Origin of the sequence: Limnothrix redekei LRLZ20PSL1 (genome assembly GCF_043235035.1) — a bacterium.
In the GTDB taxonomy this organism is placed as follows: domain Bacteria; phylum Cyanobacteriota; class Cyanobacteriia; order CACIAM-69d; family CACIAM-69d; genus CACIAM-69d.
Genome location: NZ_JAZAQF010000074.1, coordinates 1 through 19,832, shown reverse-complemented (window position 1 = coordinate 19,832; position 19,832 = coordinate 1). Strand labels below are relative to the sequence as shown.

Annotated in this window: 15 protein-coding genes and 1 pseudogene; 9 read left to right on the top strand and 7 right to left on the bottom strand. The window is 54.1% G+C overall.

Translation table 11 applies throughout. The annotated features are described in order from the left end of the window. Window positions 1–203: 203 nt before the first annotated feature. Window positions 204–1,268 carry a uroporphyrinogen decarboxylase gene (gene hemE / locus VPK24_RS12335; RefSeq protein ID WP_393013758.1) on the top strand — a complete coding sequence of 355 codons (1,065 nt, stop codon included), beginning with the start codon at window positions 204–206 and terminating at the stop codon, window positions 1,266–1,268. A gap of 456 nt (window positions 1,269–1,724) precedes the next feature. Beyond that, a complete protein-coding gene (locus VPK24_RS12330) occupies window positions 1,725–2,078 on the top strand; it encodes a DUF5132 domain-containing protein (protein ID WP_393013756.1) in 354 nt (117 codons plus the stop codon). Between the two features lie 194 nt (window positions 2,079–2,272). Here VPK24_RS12330 and VPK24_RS12325 read toward each other — a convergent pair whose 3' ends face one another. From VPK24_RS12325 to VPK24_RS12315, 3 genes are all read right to left on the bottom strand, one after another. Beyond that, entirely contained in the window at window positions 2,273–2,605 is a 333-nt protein-coding gene (locus VPK24_RS12325) for a hypothetical protein (RefSeq protein WP_393013754.1), read from the bottom strand. Between the two features lie 107 nt (window positions 2,606–2,712). Continuing rightward, entirely contained in the window at window positions 2,713–4,968 is a 2,256-nt protein-coding gene (locus tag VPK24_RS12320; protein WP_393013752.1) for a heavy metal translocating P-type ATPase, read from the bottom strand. A 43-nt stretch (window positions 4,969–5,011) separates the two neighbouring features. Beyond that, the gene (locus VPK24_RS12315; protein ID WP_393013751.1) at window positions 5,012–5,884 is read right to left on the bottom strand and encodes an HMA2 domain-containing protein; all 873 of its coding nucleotides are present in this window, start codon (window positions 5,882–5,884) and stop codon (window positions 5,012–5,014) included. A 681-nt stretch (window positions 5,885–6,565) separates the two neighbouring features. Here VPK24_RS12315 and VPK24_RS12310 point away from each other — a divergent pair. The 7 genes from VPK24_RS12310 (at window position 6,566) to VPK24_RS12280 (ending at window position 12,745) form a co-directional block, all read left to right on the top strand. Further along, window positions 6,566–7,195, top strand: a complete 630-nt coding sequence (locus VPK24_RS12310; RefSeq protein ID WP_393013749.1) for a FeoB small GTPase domain-containing protein — start codon at window positions 6,566–6,568, stop codon at window positions 7,193–7,195. Window positions 7,196–7,271: 76 nt separating this feature from the next. Further along, window positions 7,272–8,726, top strand: coding sequence for a nucleoside recognition domain-containing protein (locus VPK24_RS12305; protein WP_393013747.1), 1,455 nt, complete (start codon window positions 7,272–7,274; stop codon window positions 8,724–8,726). A 196-nt stretch (window positions 8,727–8,922) separates the two neighbouring features. After that, window positions 8,923–9,153, top strand: coding sequence for a FeoA family protein (locus tag VPK24_RS12300; RefSeq protein ID WP_393013745.1), 231 nt, complete (start codon window positions 8,923–8,925; stop codon window positions 9,151–9,153). A 135-nt stretch (window positions 9,154–9,288) separates the two neighbouring features. Continuing rightward, a complete protein-coding gene (locus VPK24_RS12295; RefSeq protein ID WP_393013744.1) occupies window positions 9,289–9,912 on the top strand; it encodes a ferritin-like domain-containing protein in 624 nt (207 codons plus the stop codon). A 102-nt stretch (window positions 9,913–10,014) separates the two neighbouring features. Then, window positions 10,015–10,980 (top strand): NAD-dependent epimerase/dehydratase family protein, encoded by a 966-nt coding sequence (locus VPK24_RS12290; RefSeq protein WP_393013742.1) that lies wholly within the window; start codon window positions 10,015–10,017, stop codon window positions 10,978–10,980. A 36-nt stretch (window positions 10,981–11,016) separates the two neighbouring features. Continuing rightward, window positions 11,017–11,964, top strand: coding sequence for a peptidoglycan-binding protein (locus VPK24_RS12285; protein ID WP_393013740.1), 948 nt, complete (start codon window positions 11,017–11,019; stop codon window positions 11,962–11,964). A gap of 88 nt (window positions 11,965–12,052) precedes the next feature. After that, window positions 12,053–12,745 carry a response regulator transcription factor gene (locus VPK24_RS12280; RefSeq protein ID WP_099534036.1) on the top strand — a complete coding sequence of 231 codons (693 nt, stop codon included), beginning with the start codon at window positions 12,053–12,055 and terminating at the stop codon, window positions 12,743–12,745. Window positions 12,746–12,835: 90 nt separating this feature from the next. On the opposite strand, the gene VPK24_RS12275 is transcribed toward VPK24_RS12280, so the two are convergent. The 4 genes and pseudogenes from VPK24_RS12275 to VPK24_RS12260 form a co-directional block, all read right to left on the bottom strand. Beyond that, a complete protein-coding gene (locus tag VPK24_RS12275; RefSeq protein ID WP_393013739.1) occupies window positions 12,836–14,116 on the bottom strand; it encodes a sensor histidine kinase in 1,281 nt (426 codons plus the stop codon). 335 nt (window positions 14,117–14,451) lie between these two features. Beyond that, on the bottom strand, window positions 14,452–17,277 hold the full coding sequence (locus VPK24_RS12270; protein ID WP_393013737.1) for a response regulator: 2,826 nt from the start codon (window positions 17,275–17,277) through the stop codon (window positions 14,452–14,454). Window positions 17,278–17,643: 366 nt separating this feature from the next. Continuing rightward, window positions 17,644–19,557, bottom strand: coding sequence for a glutamine--fructose-6-phosphate transaminase (isomerizing) (glmS, locus tag VPK24_RS12265; RefSeq protein ID WP_190528682.1), 1,914 nt, complete (start codon window positions 19,555–19,557; stop codon window positions 17,644–17,646). 173 nt (window positions 19,558–19,730) lie between these two features. Beyond that, window positions 19,731–19,832, bottom strand: a pseudogene (locus VPK24_RS12260) (IS5/IS1182 family transposase); the annotation flags it as partial.

The window sequence follows — 19,832 nt, the reverse complement described above, 5'->3', positions numbered from 1 at the left end:
GGAGCAATCCGATTCAAGTGGTCTCGAAATTTTTCCTGGCTCAAATCTCCGTCCCATGACTGCCCAAATTGCTGCCCAAATTGCTGCCCGAAAATCGTTGCAAACCGTTACGAAGCAAGAGAGTCGCCCTTGCTCGCACGGGTGGTAAGCTGTCAAAGCACTCGATTTAACAAACCGGTTTTTGTAAGAAGGAAGCGGCGACGATGACCAGCGCAAACGATACGCCTTACTTGTTGCGAGCGCTGCGGGGCGAAGAATTGCCTCGCCCGCCCGTGTGGATGATGCGCCAAGCAGGGCGCTACATGAAGGTTTATCGGGATTTGCGCGAAAAATATCCGTCCTTCCGCGATCGCTCGGAAATTGCTGACTTGGCGATCGAAATTTCCCTGCAACCCTTCCGCGCCTTCCAACCCGATGGCGTAATTATGTTCTCGGACATCCTCACCCCCCTCGCCGGGATCGGGATTCCCTTCGACATCATCGAAAGCCGCGGCCCCGTGATTGAGTCACCAATTCGGACGATCGAACAGGTGAATGCCCTCACCCCCCTGGATGCCGATCAATCGATGCCCTTCATCCGCAAGATCTTGACCACCCTACGCCAGGAAGTGGGCAACAAGGCAGCCGTATTGGGCTTTGTGGGTGCGCCCTGGACGTTGGCAGCCTACGCGATCGAGGGCAAAAGCTCCAAGGAATACGCCGTGATTAAGCGGATGGCCTTCTCGGAGCCAGCCGTACTGCACGCTTTCCTCGAAAAGCTGTCGGACATGGTGGCAGATTACATGTGTCACCAAATCGAATGCGGCGCGCAAATGGTGCAAATGTTCGACTCCTGGGCGGGTCAACTGTCGCCCCAGGATTACGACACCTTTGCCCTGCCCTACCAACAGCGGGCCTTCAAGAAGGTGCGCGATCGCTACCCCGATGTGCCTCTGGTGCTCTACATCAGCGGCAGCGCCGGCATTCTGGAACGGATGGGCCAATCGGGCGCGAATGTGGTCAGTGTTGATTGGACGGTGGATATGGCCGATGCGCGTCGTCGCCTGGGCCCGGACATCATGGTGCAAGGGAATATTGATCCCGGCGTGCTGTTTGGCTCCAAGGCATTCATCCGCGATCGGATCATCGACACGATCAACAAGGCCGGTCGCAAAGGTCACATCCTGAACCTGGGTCATGGCATCCTGTCCACCACGCCGGAAGAAAATGCTGCCTTCTTCTTTGAAACGGCGAAGAACGCTGACAAGCTGCTGGTGGGCGCGCGGTAAGGCGTTCGGCGCAGCTATTCATTCGGCATAGCTTCAGTACGTCGATAAAGTGCATCAATAGCGAGGGTGATCGGGAATCGATCGCCCTCGCTTTTTACGGCCATGACGAACTAGAGCCAGCACCACTAGGCAACTGCCAATCAAACTTTGGCTTTCCAGACATCCTCGGAATCCAATTTTTGGGTTCCTTGAGATCAGTTGAGCGATCTGCTGGGAGATGAGTTGGCGTAAAAATTGACAGAAATTCTCTATAGGAATCTGGAATCATAAACGAATCACAGGACTGCTTTGGGTCATTTTTCAATCATTTTGCAGCCTAAAATTGCGATCACAATCCTCTAAAAAATATTCAATAAGCTGACTGATGTTGTCCTGAAATCTAGATTGTTTTAATCCAATCCTTTTGGAAAGACTTGATAGAATTAGGGCATGTATCGTCGGTGGCGAGTAACTCCCATGATGAATCTTGGCGAACTTCGTCTGAGATCGCGCATTATCGGTTTGGCTCAAGAACCTGCGGCTAAGGTGGCCTTGGCCGGTGTGGCAACGGTGGTGGTTGCCCCAATTATTTTGCCCTTGTTGAAACCAGCGCTCAAAGCAGGGTTGAAAACCGGGGTTGTGTTGTTTGAAAAGACAAAAGCCGCGATCGCGGAAACCGGCGAAATGATCGCGGATATTGCGGCGGAGGCCCGTGCTGAAGCCCTCGCGGAGGCCCGGGTGCCGCTGGGTTTAACGGCCAGTGCGCCCGGAGCGGAGGTGAACCCGGCGTTGAACGCAACCTCGCCGGAAGAAGAACACCGACTGGTCTAATGGGAAGGGTGAGCGATCGGGCTGGATGCGCCAGCCGATCCACTCACTGCCCAATCCCATCCTGATGTCATCAGACCGTGAGCGCCTCCAGTGAGCGCTTTCAATGAGCGCTTTCAATGAGCGACCAGTAATGAACGCCCAGAAATAAGCCCCTTGGTGTTCCTGCCGAGCCTAATCGAGCGGTTAACGCTCTCCTAAGCGGCGTTGTTGGTTTGTGCTGTGCCCTGAACTGAATCCTGCTGAGAAGCCCCAATTGCCATTGCGCGGTTGGGGCGTTGGTTTTGGGCCGCGGGAGCCAGGCGCAAGGTGGGAGCGGGGGCCGTTTGTTGGGCTTGGGTAATCCAATCGCTCAGGGAGATGGGGCGCTGGCGCTGGTGCAAGGATTTTAGGAGCGATCGCACCACCACGGGCCCCACCAAGACGGCCCCTAACCCCAGCAAGGCAGTCAAGTCCTGTTGACAGCCATCCTCAATCATTTCCTTGACATGAAAGGTGATGACGGATTTATCCAGATGAATCCAAGCCATAGGTCTGAAGGGGGTGAGGGGTTTGCAAATTGAAGCAGTGAAAACAAGTTGAACGACGAGGTAAACGACGGGGTGAGCAGGGGCGAGCGATGAGCCACGAGGGAACACTAGCGATCGCGGGGCCGCTCAAAAAAGTGGTGCTGAATCAGGGGGCGCAAACTGTTGAGGCCGGCGGCGATCGCGGAGCCGTTGTGGATGGCGGTGGCGATCGGGGGGCTGAGGCCGCGGGTGGTGGCTAGTCCCAAAGCAATCAGGTTCGGTAGCACCACCAGGGCGGTATTTTGTTCAATCAACCCTTGGGTTTGGCGGGCAATGGTCAACACCTCCAGCAGATCCAGCAAATGGTTATTCATCAACACCACATCGGCGGTTTCGCGGGCAATTTCCGACCCCTGCTCAAAGGAAATGGACACATCCGCATAGGCCAGGGCCACGGAATCGTTGAGGCCATCGCCCACAAAGGCCACGGTGCGCCCCGATCGCCGCAGGTCGCGAATGATGGTGGCTTTGCGATCGGGAAAGGCTTCCGCGTAGACCCGATCGGTCGGAATTTCCAGGGCCCGTGCCACCTGGGCCGCGCGGGCGGGCGTGTCGCCGGTCAGCAACCGCACATCCAATCCCAATTCCGTTTGCAGGGTTTGCACCAGGGCCGCACTTTCGGGCCGCAGGGGGTCGGTGTAGCGCAGTTCGCCCATGAATCGGCCATCCACGGCCACATAGATCGAAGGCTGGGCGATCGAGGGTTGGCTGCTGGCCTGTTGATCAAGGGTGGTTAGCCATTCACCCAAACCCGTCACACCCTGCTGAATTAAAAATCGCGCACTGCCCACCAGCACATCACCCGCCGCCAGTTGAGCCCGCACCCCCAGGCCCACTTCATAGTTCCATTCGCCCCGATCGCTCAGGGTTAGGCCCCGATCGGCTGCTGCCCGGACGATCGCCTCGGCCACCGGATGGGTGAGCCGCTGTTCCGCCGAAGCGGCCAGTTGCAGGAGCTGATCGGGGGTGATGTCCGATTGGGCGGGCAACACTTGCTCTAAAACGATGTCGCCCTGGGTGAGGGTGCCCGTTTTGTCGAACACCACCGTATCGATCGCCGCCAACTGTTCCAGGGTTCGCCCACTGCGCACCAACACGCCGTGACGGGTGGTGTGGTTCAAGGCTCCCAGGAACGCCGTGGGAATCGATAGCCGAATGCCGGTCACAAAGTCCAGGGTCAGAATGGCCGCCGCCCGGGCCGGATCGCGAGTGGCAATCAGCACCACCAGGGCCAAGATCAGGGCCGGGCCGATCGCCTTGTCGGCCAGCCGTTCGGCATAGTTGGCCATCCGGGTGTCATAGACCGGGGCCTGTTCCAGCAGGGCCAAGCTGGCGGCGGCGCGGGTTTGGTTGCCCACCCGTTCGGCTCGCAGGTAAATTTGCCCCGATCGCACCAAGGTTGAAGCATGAACCCAACGGCCAGCACTGGCGGCCACGGGCAAGGGTTCCCCGGTCAGACTTTTTTCATCGATCGTGGCTTCACCGGACAGCACCGGCCCATCGGCGGGAATTTGCTCACCGGGATAAACCACCACCAAATCGCCCACCTGGAGTTGGTCACTGGGAATCCGTTGGGGCGGCCCATCGTTGACTTTCACCCAAGCAAACCGCCCGATCGCGTCGGACAGATTCGCCGTTCGCAAGGCCGTGGCCCGAGCGGTGCGATCGCGAATCGCATCCCCCAAGGCGTGCAGAGTCAAGACCAGGGACGGAACCACCAAAGATCCACCACTGCTGCTGAGGCCGATCGCCAACAGATCCATGCAGTCAATGTTTAAGCGGCGATCGGCCGTCACGCTTTGCCAAGCCCGCTGGGCGACGGGCCAAACGGCCCGCAACAGGGCCACCGTCGCCAACACCCGCAACGGCAACAGGGGCCGCCACCGGGCCAACCCCGCCAAGGTCAAGGCGATCAAGGTTTGGGGCAAGGAGGCTTCTTCCTCATCCTCGTCCTCCGCCGTTTCCGTCGGGGCCCCCACCGAGGCAGGAGCCGAGAGGTCTGGGACCGGTTGCAACAGCAAGGCCCGATCGGGCCAAGCCAGGGCCAGCCAGTCATCCAAGCGCAATCGTAGCCCGGCCATCGGTAACTGGCGATCGTGATACACAATCGTCACCGAAGCGGCCGCTCGCACCACCCGCACCGCCGCCACGTCCGATCGCGCCGCCAAGGCCGTTTCCAACCGTTCCACCGCCAAGGCCGAAGACCGCGCCGGCCACCAACGCACCCGCACCCGGCCCGGCTGCCAATGGATTAATTCCCAATGGGTCCAGGCCGCCGGTCGTTCCCAGCGCCAGGTGCGATCGTTCGCCACGGTCTGCCCCATGTTTGCCATTGCCATGCCCTTTTCGCTGAGATCCTGATGGTGGCTAATCTTGGTTGGCGCGATTCAACACTTGCAGCAATCGCAACCCCAACTCCAAATCCGAGAGGCCCGTGGAGTCGTATTGAATCGCCAAGGAGGCCGCCGCCTGATTCATGCGCGTGCCCAACACGATCGGCTCATCCTTCAGCAGGGTTTCCAGCCGCTTGCCATAGGCTCGATCGGTACGAAGGCGATCGATCCGCAACCGGATTCGCCCTGGCACGGAATGGACGATGGTGCAATCTTCGCAACCCAACCCCATACCCAAATTACTGCCCAGTTCAGTGAGGGAAATGGGACTCGTCTGGGCGGAGGCCGCTGATTGGTTGCTGGGGGCCGGCGTTGCGGCCACCGTAGCCAAAGCCGCCCCCGCAGTCACCATCGCTAACGTTCCCGCTGAGCTATTGGCCTGCTGTTTGAAGTACAGAATGACTTGGCGCACCACCGCCGCGATCGCCAGATTGGTCAGCAGGGCCCGCGAGCCGCGCAGTTGAAACCGGGTTGTGACAAACAACCCCGCCAACACCGGCAAAATCGTCGTAATTTCCCCGTATTCCTGCAACCATTGCCCCAATTGGGCAGGCAGGGTGAGGTTACTCAACGCAGAGTCAGGGCCCGGCTCGATCGCGCCGGATGGGGTGGATTGTGCCAAAGCACCCGTCGCCGTTTCGGCCGAATCAAAATCAGAATTCACAGGTTGGGATTCAGGAGGAGCAGAGGAAGTATTGATCACAAGCCGATCGGACTCGGAGAGCTGCTCCTGAAAGGCTGGGGCGATTGGAGAGACCTCAGCGGCCGAGTCCAACCCTGAATTAGCCAACGGTTGCGGCTCAGGGGGTGCAGATGGCTCGCGATCGGGGGTGGAGGAATGACTCATGGCTTTAGTTCCCCATAACAAGGATGGGGGGCACAAACAATCCCAGCCAGTGGCCCACGACCCAGCGGGACAAACCCCCAGGGGCGCGGTGGCTTCAAGGATCTTAGGGGAAAAGCTTTTGGAGGGACAGGCTTGTCCAAACTCATTAGCAGTGTAAGTGCAATAGACGGATATTTTCAATAAAATTGCTGATTTTTCTTAATAGAGTGGCATTGTTCCCGGGGGGCTAATCGCCAAAATTACAGAATTTAACCGCCCATGACTCGTTTGTAACGGATGAAATTTCCATCATTACCAATACCTACCAAATTGCTGCAATTATTGAGAATTGCGAGTTTCTTGAGCTTGCCAATTCCGGTTTGCGCTGTCCACATTGGCCCGGCCGCTCCTCAAATTTCAGCGCAGATCAGGGCAGATTGTCCCGCTCTTGCACCGGTTTTCTAGACTCGGAATTGATCAAGAAGTACAATCAAGATTATTGAGAAAGTCTTGCAGATTTCCCGTAAGCTATCCTGCCACTCCTAAAATGAGGGCGACCGTCTCAAAATGCTCTCAGTCCAAAGCTGGCATTGGCTGCTTGCAAGCGTTTGAGCACTTTGGCTTGAGCATCTTGGCCGAAGCACTTTGGGATAGCGTCTTGAAATTATGTTGCCCGGCAAGATTGCCAGGGAGAGTTAGGTCATGGATTGTCATCAGTGCCATCAAAACAACGGGAGTTGTGGGTCCAAGCGATCGCTGCGGTGGTTGCCCTTTAGCGAAAACTTTAGCCGGCCCCCGATCGAGCCAGGTGGGCCACAAGTTGCCCTGGTAGGAATGCCGAATGTGGGCAAATCCGTCCTGTTTCATGCTCTGACTGGTACTTACGTCACGGTGTCTAACTATCCCGGCACAACGGTGGAGGTGACACGCGGGGCCATGACCCTAGACGATCGCGCCGTCAGCGTGATTGATACACCGGGGATGTATTCCCTGTTGCCGATCAGCGAAGAGGAGCGGGTGGCCCGAGATTTGCTGATGTCGGAACCCTTTGGGGCGATCGTCCATGTGCTGGATGCCAAAAATTTGGGGCGCATGTTGGCGCTAACGGTGCAGTTGCTAGAAGCAGAGCTGCCCGTGATTGTGGCGGTGAACATGATGGACGAGGCCCAGCGCTGGGGCCTGACCATCGATCAGAAAACCCTAATCGAAGAGTTGGGCGTGCCGGTGGTGCTGATGGCGGCGGCCCGCAATTGGGGCGTGGATCGGTTACGAGAAACCCTGGCCGATCGCCTAGCCAGCACCCCAGCCCCAGCCTTGGCAGCGGTGGGCTAGGGCGCGCCATTGCTGACCTATCGCTGACCTATCGCTGACCTATCAAGGCCGCCCAGGAGCAGGCCAATTCACAGAAATGAGTCTAACAATCCGATACTTAGAACCGATCGAAGTAGCGATCGCCCAAATTGAAACTTGGTGGCGATCGGGCTGGGGTCAAGACTTTGCTGATCGCCATTTGTCATCCCGGAGCTTTGCTCTGTTGTTGCTGCAAAAAGACCCCAATTTGTGGGAGCAATTACCGGGCGATCGACAACAGGATCTAGAACAATTAATTGCTACGACCCAGGCCCAACTGGGCCGACCAATTTCGCTGGAAATTGCCCAAGCGCGCCAAGGGTTTGCCCAGGCGCTCGAAAAAAACACCTTGGCAGAACCCAATCCCAACCAACGTCGTTGGGGCGAATGGATCCATCAGCTAACGGTGAACCCCATCTCTGGCTTCCCCATCTTGGTGTTGGTGCTCTATTGGGGGGTTTATAAATTCGTTGGGGAATTCGGAGCCGGAGAACTGGTCGATCGGATTGAAACCTTCTTTGAGGAACAAATTAACCCCGTTGTAAACCATGTCACGGAGCAAGTGATTCCCTGGCCCACCTTGCAGGATCTCTTTGCCCATGACTACGGGATTATTACCCTCGGAATTCGCTACGCCACGGCGATTGTGTTGCCGGTGGTAGCCACCTATTTTCTAATGTTTTCCCTGCTAGAAGATAGCGGCTATTTGCCTCGGTTATCCTTGATGCTCGATCGACTGTTTAAGGCGATCGGCCTCTCGGGCCGAGCTGTGATCCCGATCGTTTTGGGGCTGGGATGTGACACCATGGCCACGATCGTTACCCGCACCCTGGAAACCAAGCGGGAACGGCTGATCGCCACTTTTTTGCTGTCCTTGGCTATTCCCTGCGCAGCCCAATGGGGTGTGATTTTGGGACTCCTGGCTCAGCGCCCGGCGGCCTTGGTCACCTGGGCTGGGTTGATCGTGGGCATTTTCCTCCTGGCTGGCTTTTTGATCGATCAGTTCCTGCCTGGCTCTGCGGCTCAGTTTTATATTGAACTGCCCCCTCTGCGCCTACCCAAAATCCGCAACGTCATCACCAAAACCTGGGTGCGGATGAAGTGGTATTTCTGGGAAGTGTTGCCGCTGTTCATTTGGGCTTCGGCCATTATTTGGGTGGGTCGTTTAACGGGAATTTTTGATTGGCTGATTAGCGGCATTGAGCCGATCGCCCTAGGTTTGGGTTTGCCCAAAGAAACCGCACCCATTTTGCTCTATGGCTTCTTTCGGCGGGACTATGGCGCTGCGGGTTTGTTTGATTTGCAGCAGGACGGACAGCTCACGGGCGATCAACTGCTCATTGCAGCAGTGGTGCTGACTCTGTTTTTGCCTTGCATTGCCCAATTGCAAATGATCATTAAGGAGCGAGGAGTTAAAACCGCAACGCTCATGGTGTTGTTTATTTTCCCCTTCGCTTTGGCAGTTGGCTATGTTTTGAATTGGGGGCTAAATCTGTTCCATATTGTGCTCTAAGGCAGTGATGTTTGAACGCTGGGTATAGGGGGCTATCGTCCAATCCCCGAGACTTGCATCCTGCCACTGCAAGATCTCGGGGGACAAGGAGCTTAAGTTCCTTGTCTGGGACAGTTACGCTAGGGAAATCAACTCTTTCAACCCCGAGCAATCCTATTCGTCCTAACCTGTTTTTCACCTCCGGAGGCTGATTACCATGAATGCGCTGTCCACGATTCGATCGAGCGATCCCCATTGGATTGCCCATTTGGAAACCCAGGATGATGCCATGCTCCGCAAGCTCACGGCGCTGGGCATTTTGCCGGGGAACCAAATTGCGATCGAGCAGCGGTTTCCGTCCTATATCGTCAGCATTGGTCGCACCCGAGCCGCCCTCGATCGGGAAACGGTGCAATGCATTTTTGTCACGCCAGAGCAGAGTGGTTAACTCTGTTACTTCCCATCGCTAATTTTCAGCACTGACTCCTATTCGTCCTTTCCTGAGCCTGCTCAATTTCTGGGTGGGTTTGTTCTTACAAAGCATCAGTGATTTAACCAACAGTTTTTACCAATGGAGGTTGCAATGCAAGAGGCATTGACGGCAGCTTTAATTGAGGCTTTGAATGACGAATTTAAGGCCCGAGCTACCTATCGGCTGGTCATTCAGAAATTTGGCCCGATCCGTCCTTTTATTAACATCTTGGCTTCCGAAGAACGACATATTCGGGCCCTGCTGCCATTGTTTTGGAAGTACAACATTCCGGTACCTGTGGATGAGTGGCCGCAACGGGTCACTGCTCCGGAATCGATCGCGGCGGCCTGCCAAGCCGGTGTGGCCGGAGAAATTGAAAATGCTGAAATGTATCGGCGGTTACTGGCAGCCACGAGCAACTATCCCGATGTGCAGCGGGTGTTTTTGAATTTGCAGCGGGCTTCCCAACAAAATCACCTGCGGGCTTTCCAGCGTTGTGCCGATCGCTCGGCTGCGGGTGGGCCTGTCCAATGGGGCCAACCGATCGCCGCTACCCCAGCAACCCACTGGATCACAATTGATCTCGCCCCTTCCGACCCTGCCGCATCCTGGCCAGAACCAACGAGACTGGCAACCGTGCCGGGGGGCGGCTGTGGCCAAGGTCGCCATCGCCGGGGCCATGGTTCAGGGCAAGGGCGACGGTGGGGCCAACAGGGCGATCACTGCGGTTGCTGAAGCGCTTATGCCGTCCCGGCTGCGAGGGATTTGCGACGGTCTGTTAAGATTGCTTGATCGCATTCAGCACAAGCCGATCGGGGCGGGGAGCAACCAAGCCATATGGGGCCGATTTTGATCACGGGGGCGAGCGGCTGTGTGGGCCACTATCTGGTCGATCGCCTGTTGCAATTGACCGATCGCCCCCTGTGGTTGTTGGTGCGCAGTCCCCAAAAATTGCAATTTGATTGGCAAAATCACCCGCAAATTGAGGTGCTGGCGGGCGATTTGCGCGAGCTTGATCGCTTTGCCGATCGCCTGAAGCAGGTGCAAACGGCGATCCTGGCGGCGACTTGTTGGGGCGGGCCGGAAACCTTTGCGGTGAACGTGGGTCAAAACCAAGCGCTGATGGATGGGCTGGATCCCGATCGCTGCGATCAGATTCTGTATTTCTCCACGGCCAGCGTGTTGGGGCGGGATGGGCATTTGCTTTCGGAAGCCCTGCAACTCGGCACGGACTACATTCGCAGCAAGGCCGAATGCACCCAGCAGTTGACCGATCGCCCGCTAGCCGATCGAATCACCGCCATCTATCCGACGATCGTGCTCGGGGGCGATCGCGATAAACCCTACTCGGAACCCACCAAAGGTCTGCCGGAAGCCCTGCGCTACATCAGCTTGATCCGGCGGCTGAAGGTGGATGGCAGCTTTCACTTTGTCCATGCAGCGGATATTGCCCGGGTGGTGGCCCACTTGGCCCTCAATCCACCGTCGGAACCCGGGCCGCGCCATTTTGTGTTGGGTCAGCCGGCCCTGACCGCTAATGAGCTGGTGGATATTGCTTCCACGGTGCTGAAGGGGCGACCGGCACGGCTGAAAATTCCCCTGTCGGTGGGCTTGGCCGATCGGCTAATTGACTGGTTCAACATCCAGATGGGCCCCTGGGATCGGTTCTGCATGGCCTACCGGCACTTTACCTATGACCAAGTTTGGTCGCCGGCCAGCTTTGGCCTGGAAACGGCCTATCCCACCCTGGCGGACATTTTGCGCCAGTACGGCCGGTCAGAAGTCAGCGGAGCTAAGCGGTAATTGGCATCCCGTTTCGCCATCGGATTAAATCAAGGCATGGAGTTGAAATATCGCGGTCTGGCCTATCAACGCCCGGCCCCCAGCATTTCTCAGAACAATCCCGATCGCCCCTCGATGCCCTCATCCAGGGTCAGCACCACCACGACGATCGGTCAATATCTCGGCAAATATCGAGGCTGTGAGTTTGTTCTGCAAGCGGGGCGATCAATGCTGGCGGCAGGGTTGGCGGCTTGGCCCTGGCCCCGATCGGTGGTGTTGAAATATCGCGGCTTAGCCTACGGGCCCGGCTACGATCGCCCCTTGCCGCCGGACGCAACGCCCACCAGCGCCCAGCCCAACGCCACCCACAGCGCCAATCACGCCGTTGATCGCCTGGCCAAAACCATTAGCCGCGATCGCCAAGCAACTCCTGCGCGTCCTCTGCCGGCCGATCCTTGGCCCCAAGGGCAAGCGCCCCCCAGCCGATCGCCCCTTTATCCCGGTCAGCGGGGCGATCGCGTGGCCATTCTGCAAGCCGCCCTCCAACGCCAGGGCCTGTTGCGCGCGCCCTATCAACCGGGGTATTACGGCCCTCTGACCGATCGAGCCGTTCGCAAATTGCAGCGGGCCTGGGGCGTGCCAATCACCGGCATTGCCGATGCCAGGGTTTGGCGTTGGGTGGAAGGCAACCCCCAACGGCCCAGCCCACCGCCCAGGCCAACCATTGCGCCGATCCGGCCCGATCGGCCCCTGCAAACGGGCGATCGAGGGCCTTGGGTGGCCGAACTGCAAGCCCGGCTCCGCTGCCGAGGTTACTTTGACCACCGAATCACCGGCCACTTTGACGCAACCACTGCCACCGCCCTGCGTCAGTTCCAGGGCGATTGGGGTTTGGCCCCCACCGGCCAAACCGATGCAACCGTCTGGGCAACCCTGGCCCAGCGCAACCCAGCCACGAACACCACCGCGCGATCGATAGCCCTGCACCCACAACCGCTAGGCTAGGATTCAGGATTTCCAAACCGCCCGATCGGCCCCTGGGGCTGGTTGCCATCCTGCTTTTTCCGTTCCTCCTTCCTTTCTTCTCAGTCCCATGTCTGCTCAATTGCTGTTAGTTGATGATGAACCCAGTCTCCGGGAAGCGGTGCAAGCCTACCTAGAAGACAGTGGTTTCACGGTGCGCGTTGCCCGCGATGCCACCGAAGGATGGGAAATGGTGCAGCAATTTGCCCCGGATCTCGTCATTTCTGATGTGATGATGCCCAAGGTGGATGGCTACCAGTTTTTGCAGCAGTTGCGGGATGATGCCCGGTTTCGATCGATTCCCGTGGTTTTTCTGACCGCCAAGGGCATGACGGGCGATCGCATCCAAGGCTATAGCGCCGGTTGCGATGCCTATTTATCCAAACCCTTTGACCCCGATGAACTGGTGGCGATCGTCGAAAACCTACTGCGCCGACGGGATGAAGTGACCGCCCCCACGGGTGATGGCGAACATGACATTGCTGATTTGGCTCGGCAAATTGCGGAAATCAAAGCCATCTTGACCCAACGCGGCGGCATCACCCCCACCCCGCCCCCGATCGCCGTGGATTTGACCCCCCGTGAACAAAGTGTTTTGAATTTGGTAGCCGAGGGGCTAATGAACAAGGAAATTGCCCGCCGGTTAGATACCAGCGTGCGCAATGTGGAAAAGTACGTCAGCCGCCTATTCAGCAAAACCGGCACCAACAGCCGCACCGAATTAGTCCGCTTTGCCCTGGAGCATGGTCTCACCAAAAACTAAATCTGAGCACCGGCTGCCTATGCCTGGGGAAACCACCCAAACCACGCAACTGGTGCTCAACAACCCCTCGAATTCCCAGCAACCCAGCCATTAAGCAGGCTCAAATTCAACGTCTAGCTGAGTGGGCAAGCGAATTTCAAACTCAGTACCTTGCCCCACCTGAGACTCCACCGTCAAAGTGCCCAGGTGCTTTTCAGTCACAATTTGATGGGCGATCGCCAGTCCCAAACCCGTTCCTTTGCCAATTTGTTTCGTCGTAAATAAATGCTCAAAAATTCGGGGCTTAATCTTCTCCGGAATTCCCTTACCGTTATCACCAATCTTGATTGACAAAAACTCTCCATCAACTCGAGTGCTAATTGTAATTTTCAGCACATCTGGCAGCAGATTAGACCCTTGCCAATCACTGGCCCTCTCATCCAGCGCATCAATGGCATTCGCTAAAATATTCATAAAAACCTGATTTAACTGATCTGGAAAACACAAAATCTCTGGAATTTCGCCATAATCTGTCACCACTTCGATAACCGGACGGCCTTGTTTATAAATTAGTCGATGGCGCAGAATCATCAATGTGCTGTCAATGCCATCATGCACATTGAAAAGTTGTGGGCGATCGCTTCCCATTCTAGAAAAAGTTCTCAGGCTACGACTAATCGTTGTGATTCTTTCACCACTACCTTTAATCGAATTCAGCAACTTCGGCAAATCTTCCTGTAGATAGTCCAAATCTATTTGGGACAGCAATTTCAGTAGCTCAGGACTTGGTTTCTTCAGTTCCTGTTGATAACCTCTAATAACTTTGAATAAGTCGCCTAACGCATCTTCTGCCAACTGAATATTCCCGAGAATGCAGCCCACGGGATTATTGATTTCATGGGCCACACCAGCAATAAGGTTTCCTAGGGCAGACATTTTTTCACTCTGCACAAGCTGCATCTGTGAAGCTCGTAGCTCAGTGGTCGCGTTTTCAACTTCTTGGGCTAATTTTTCCGTTAAATGATAAAGCCTTAAATGGGTTCTAATTCGAGCCAGCACTTCTTTGGCATGAAATGGTTTTGTAATATAGTCAACAGCTCCAACTTCCAGCCCGCGCATCTTACTTTTAATATCCGTGAGCGCGGTCATAAAAATAACCGGCACTTGAGCAGTTTCAGGATTTTCCTTTAACCGCAGACAGGTTTCAAATCCATCCAGTCCTGGCATCATCACATCCAGCAAAATCAGGCTGGGCAAACACCTGGCAACTTGCTGCAAAGCACGTTCACCACTCGTTGCGATCGACACCTCAAATCCTGAATTACTCAAGGTCAAAGACAACACATCTAAATTAGTAGGGGTGTCATCAACAATCAACACGAGATCTGTCATAGTTAGCGCCAGGCAACTTAGCCAGTTAACAGCAATCTTTCATCCAAAAATGATTAATTAAAGCGTCAATTTACACCTAATTTACAATTTATATTTCTTTAATTGAGTTTCAATTTGATTAAACTCACCTTTGATCAGGTATAATTTTTGACATTGAACGTCATCTTTGATACATCAAATGTCAATGCATGGATTTTTGGCCCATTGATCATAGCTTTAATTGCTCGAAGCTTTTGATCAATTAACGGATTGTTACTTGTTAATGATATTTTGAAGCTTTGAAAGCCTTGATTCAAAATTCCCATTAGTCCCTATGAATAGTAGTGATCGGGGGATCAATCCTGGGAATTAACAATCGCAGCCTGAATCATTTCCTCAAGCTCTTCTAATTTAAACCGCTCAGCTAAATGCAGCACATCTCGCGCAAAAGGCTCATAGGAACCGGAATTCAGGTGCTCATTTTGTGCCGTGGCAGATCTTTGCAGCAGTGACTCCACCGCCGTGACCAACTTTTGAAGAAGGCCGACCTGCACAAAATATAACCAGGATTGTAATTCCGTGAGGGGTGGAACGATTCGGTCTTGTGAGCCATCGAGTGGCGCAGGCTGCGCTGAATCCTGCTTTTCCAGTTGCCACATCACGCCCAAATGTTGAGCCAGAAGACTAAAGAGGCGATCGGCCTTGACTGGCTTTTCCAGAAAATCATCACCACCAACATCTAAACTCATTTGTCGATCGAGCTGGGACACGGAAGCCGACGAAACAATGACCTTTAAGCTGGCCCATTGTTGATGACGACGGATCTGTCGAATCAATTCAAGACCATCCATCACAGGCATTGACAAATCCGTAATGATCAAGTCGGGTAATTGACGTTCTAACTCCTCTAAAGCCTGTTGCCCCTGATCCGCTTCTGTGATTAAAAAGCCAACTGGCTCCAACAAATTTCGCAAAACAGCTCGATTGTCTGGAACATCATCAACAATCAAAATAGAGCGTTTCAGACCTTGATAACCCACCACTTCACCCATGGATTGCACCGACTCTTGCAACCAATCTGTTGTTAGGGGAACGTTAAGTTGAAAGAAAAACTGGCTTCCTGCGCCCAGTTGGCTCTTGATTTGAATCATTCCACCCATCAGGGAGACGATTTTTTGGCTAATGGCCAAGCCCAAACCGGTGCCTGCTGCTTTTCGCCCTGATTCACCCACTTGCTCAAAGGATCGGAATAATTTTTGAATGTCCTCTGACGCAATGCCAATTCCTGTATCAATAACTTTAAATTCCAAACAGCAGTGATCTTGGATTGCTAAATCATTTTGGAACTGATGGGATGGGCCAGAAACTATCCGATTAACCATCAGGGTAACGGAGCCATGATCAGTGAATTTAATTGCATTACTAATTAAGTTTATTAGTACTTGCTTCAAGCGCTTTCCATCTACTACAATTCCTGATGGCAGATCAGGAGCTAATTGGTAGTGAAATTCAATATTTTTTTGATCTGAACGAATTCGACAAATTTCAAATATTTCTTGCAAGAAAGTTACTAAGTGAACTGGTTTTGGATCAAGTTCCAGCTTTCGAGCTTCAATTTTTGCTAAGTCAAGAATATCCTCAATGAGAGTCAGCAGATGAGAACCACATTGATAAATAACATCAATGCCATGTAGATCTTTATGGGTGAGTGCTTTCGATCGCGCCAGAATTTGGGCATAGCCTAAGATGCCATTCAGTGGCGTTCGCAATTCATGGCTCATATTTGCCAGAAATTCACTTTTGGCATGATTGGCTGCGTCGGCCGCAATTTTTGCAGCTTCTAATTCCGCAGTTCTTTCCGCCACGCGATCCTCTAAAACTTCAAAGGAATGCTTTAGCTGAGTTGCCATTTGATTAAAAGATTGCGCCAAGCCTTGAAGCTCAACAATATTACTCTCCTTAATCAGTAAATTAAGATTGCCACCGGCGATCGCGTTACTTGCCCTCTGCAAGCTAAAAACAGGATTGGTGATCCAATTTGCCGTGCAGATGCTCAAGACAGTGACGATTACAGCCGTTCCAAAACAGAGCCATAGGCTCATGCGTGTGTTGGCATCAATAGCCTCCATGAAATCTGACTCTGGAACTGTGATAATGATGAGCCAATCGATGCCATCTGGATCCTGCCAGGGGGTTACTTGCACAAATTGCTGGCGCTGATTAATTGAGGTCATGAATGTATGACCCTGATGAATTGCTTGGAAGTTGCCAAGTTGTTGTTGAACTTTTCGAGCTGTGTTCTGAATTGTTGCGTCAGGGATATTGTTAACGCTATAGCGAAGTGTTTTTTGATCGCCTAATTTTGCAAAGACCGGTTGCCGACTAGAGCTAGCAATTAATTGACCATTACGCTCAATAATAAAAACCTGTCCGGAGGGACTAACTTTCAGATTTTGCAAAAATTCACTAATATGGTCTAATTGTAAATCGACTGATAATATACTTGAAAGCTTATTATTTTTATCAAATAATGGATAAAGAGCACCCAGAGCAATATAGTAGTTTGATTCAATGATTGCTTGAGCTAATTCAGGGGCTAATTTCGGATTAACAGCCAAGTCTTTTCCTATATATTCATAAACCGACCCCCAAGAAAATCCTGGTCTATGCTTGATTTCTGCATAGGATCGATCAATATCGATAGGGTCAGCAAAATAGCGCTGTAATTCCTGGGAGCGATTGCCATATTGATCACTACTATATTCTTTGGCAATATTAATTTTGGGATAGTGTTCATATAGAGTTACTTGGTTGGGAGCAATCCATCTCCCAGCTCCAGCCGCAGCACCATTGGGCAGTAGACAGCCAATGTAACTAATGGATTCAAATGCAGAGGACTGTCGCCAAAAATATAGTTCTCTAGCTCGGGAATTAGATAGATTTAGTTGGTTTGTCGAAACCGCTTTAGCGGTAGCATCCAGCAACTGCTTAGGTAGTTTTAGATAGGAGTCGAGTTCTGCGTCAACTCGCTGGGTAGTGCTATCCATGAGCTGACTGGCTAAGTTTCGTACTGCTTGCTGGCCATTTTTAAAGGAAAAGAAAGCAACGAGTCCCACGGCCGTCAGAATTTGCAGCACAAAGGGCACAACTAAAATGACCCGCAGTGGGAATCGCAAGCTCAAGTTTCTGATCCTTCAGTCCTAATCATGTAGGAAGATATAATGCAGAAAAATGAGTAAAAACTCGTAATAACAATTCGGAAATTTATATCAGTCAAAAATCTTAGGATTTCTTATAGGACTGTTTTCACATTCGATGAGCACCACTTGGTTTGTTTTCTATGCACAGTTAATCGGCTAATCTGCATCACGGGCGATTGGGGAGGGGCGTACCGCTGTACGCCCTCTGCCAGGGTCGATCGCTGGGAATGAATTAATTGGTTTGCGGAGATCTTTTGTATTGGAGGCGTATTGGCGGGCGCATGGCGATGCGCCCTAATGGGATTTGGGGCTAATTAGTCGATCGGGCGGGCAGCGAAGCGATCGGGACTATTCCACCGTGACGGATTTGGCCAAATTGCGCGGTTGATCCACATCCAAGCCCCGACGAGCAGCGATGTAGTAGGACAGCAGTTGCAGAGGCACAACGTTCAAGACCGGGAACAGCCACTCATCGGTGACAGGAACCGAAATGGACGGGTTGAACAGATCGGCCGCGAGGGCATCCCCTTCCGCCACCACGCCAATGAGCCGAGCATCGCGGGCCCGGGCCTCCTGGGCATTGGACATCACTTTGTCGTAAACATTGCCAGGGGTCGCGATCGCCACGACGGGCACTTTGTCATCCAACAGGGCGATCGGGCCGTGTTTCAGTTCGCCGGCCGGGTAGCCTTCCGCGTGGATATAGCTGATTTCCTTCAGCTTGAGGGCCCCTTCCAGGGCGATCGGGAAGTTGAGACCGCGCCCAATGAAAATAAAGTCGCGAGTTTCGCTGAATTCGTGGGCCAGGGCTTCAATTTTGGCGTTTTGTTTGTCCAGGATATGTTCAATGTGGCGGGGCAGTTGGTGCAGCCCTTCAATCAGGACATTGGCGCGATCGACCGCTAGGGTTCCCCGCCGCACGCCTAAATCAATGGCCAGGGCATAGAAGGCCAGCAACTGCGTGACAAAGGTTTTGGTGGCAGCCACACCGATTTCAATGCCCGCGTGGGTTGGAATCACGTAATCGGCAATCCGCCCGATCGTGTTTTCCGGTCGGTTGCTGATCCCAATCAATCGCGCCTGGAATTCCGGGGCCAACTGGGCCCGACGCTCGCGATCGACCTCCAAGGCTGCCAAGGTGTCGGCCGTTTCGCCCGATTGGGTCACCCCGATCGTTAGGGTGCAAGGGCCCGCTGGGGATGGGGCCGATCGAAACTCCGAGGCATATTGCACCGAGGTGGGCACACCGGCCAGCCCTTCCAACAAGTACTTACCCACCAAGCTGGCGTGCCAACTGGTGCCACAGGCCAGGATTTGGATTTGCTGCACATCCTGAAGCCATTCTGCGGGCAGCCCCAAGGTGACCGGCGACCCGTCGGCGGAACAGTTCGGGGTGGGAGTGATGCCGCCAAAATAAGCCGCGAGACAATCGCGCACCACGCCCGGTTGCTCAAAGATTTCCTTGAGCATGTAGTGGCGATAGCCGCCTTTTTCAACTTGGGTGGAACTCCAGTTGAGCAAATGGGGATATTTCACCCGACGATCGCCCTCAAAGCCGTAAATTTCAACCCCCAGCGGCGTTAAACGGGCAATTTCGCCATTGTCCAGGTGCAAAACAGCGCGGGTGTAGGGCACGATCGCCGGGGTGTCCGATGCGCAGAAAAATTCCCCCTGCCCAAACCCGATCGAGATGGGAGCCTGTTGCCGCACCACAATCAACTCATCGGGCGCATCGGCCGCCACAATCGCCAGCGCAAAAGCCCCTTTCAACTGCCCGATCGCCCGGCGAGTGGCCTCCATCAGGCGTGACCCACTCAACCAACCACTGGCCGACTCCTGCGCCAACTCTCGCCAACAACGGGCGATCAGATGGGGAACCACTTCCGTGTCCGTCTCAGAACTGAAGCTGGCCCCTTCGGCAATCAGCAACTCTTTCAGTTCACGGTAGTTTTCAATGATTCCGTTCTGCACCACCGCAATGGTTTGGGTTGGATCCATGTGCGGGTGGGCGTTGCGCTCCTCGGGCTTGCCGTGGGTGGCCCAGCGGGTGTGGCCAATGCCCAAGCGGGCGGGCATTTCCCAGCCTTCCAGCTTGGCCTGGAGGTTGTAGAGTTTGCCTTGGGCCCGAACGGTGTGTAGTTGCCCTTCCCAAACGGTGGCAATTCCCGCCGAATCATAGCCGCGATATTCCAGTTTGCGCAGCCCTTCAAGCAGAATGCTGACCGCAGGTTGGGTTCCGATATAGCCGACAATACCGCACACGGTTGCTACTCCTTAAAAGACCAACAGGAAATCTTAGCGGGACAGTTCTAGCTGGATCAGACAGTGGGTTGAGGCGATGTTGCGCATAATAGCGCGACGAGTTGAAGCATAACCGCTCCCCGATCGGCTGCTGGGGTCAGTCCCAGATTGAGAGCTGATTTATAAATCAATTATTAAGCATCTAGAGCAGCCAATCTTCTCACCATCAAATGCATTAAGCAGCCATAGATCATCCCTTCACTCGTCTCCGAATACAACTCATAGTCCTTGCTCAA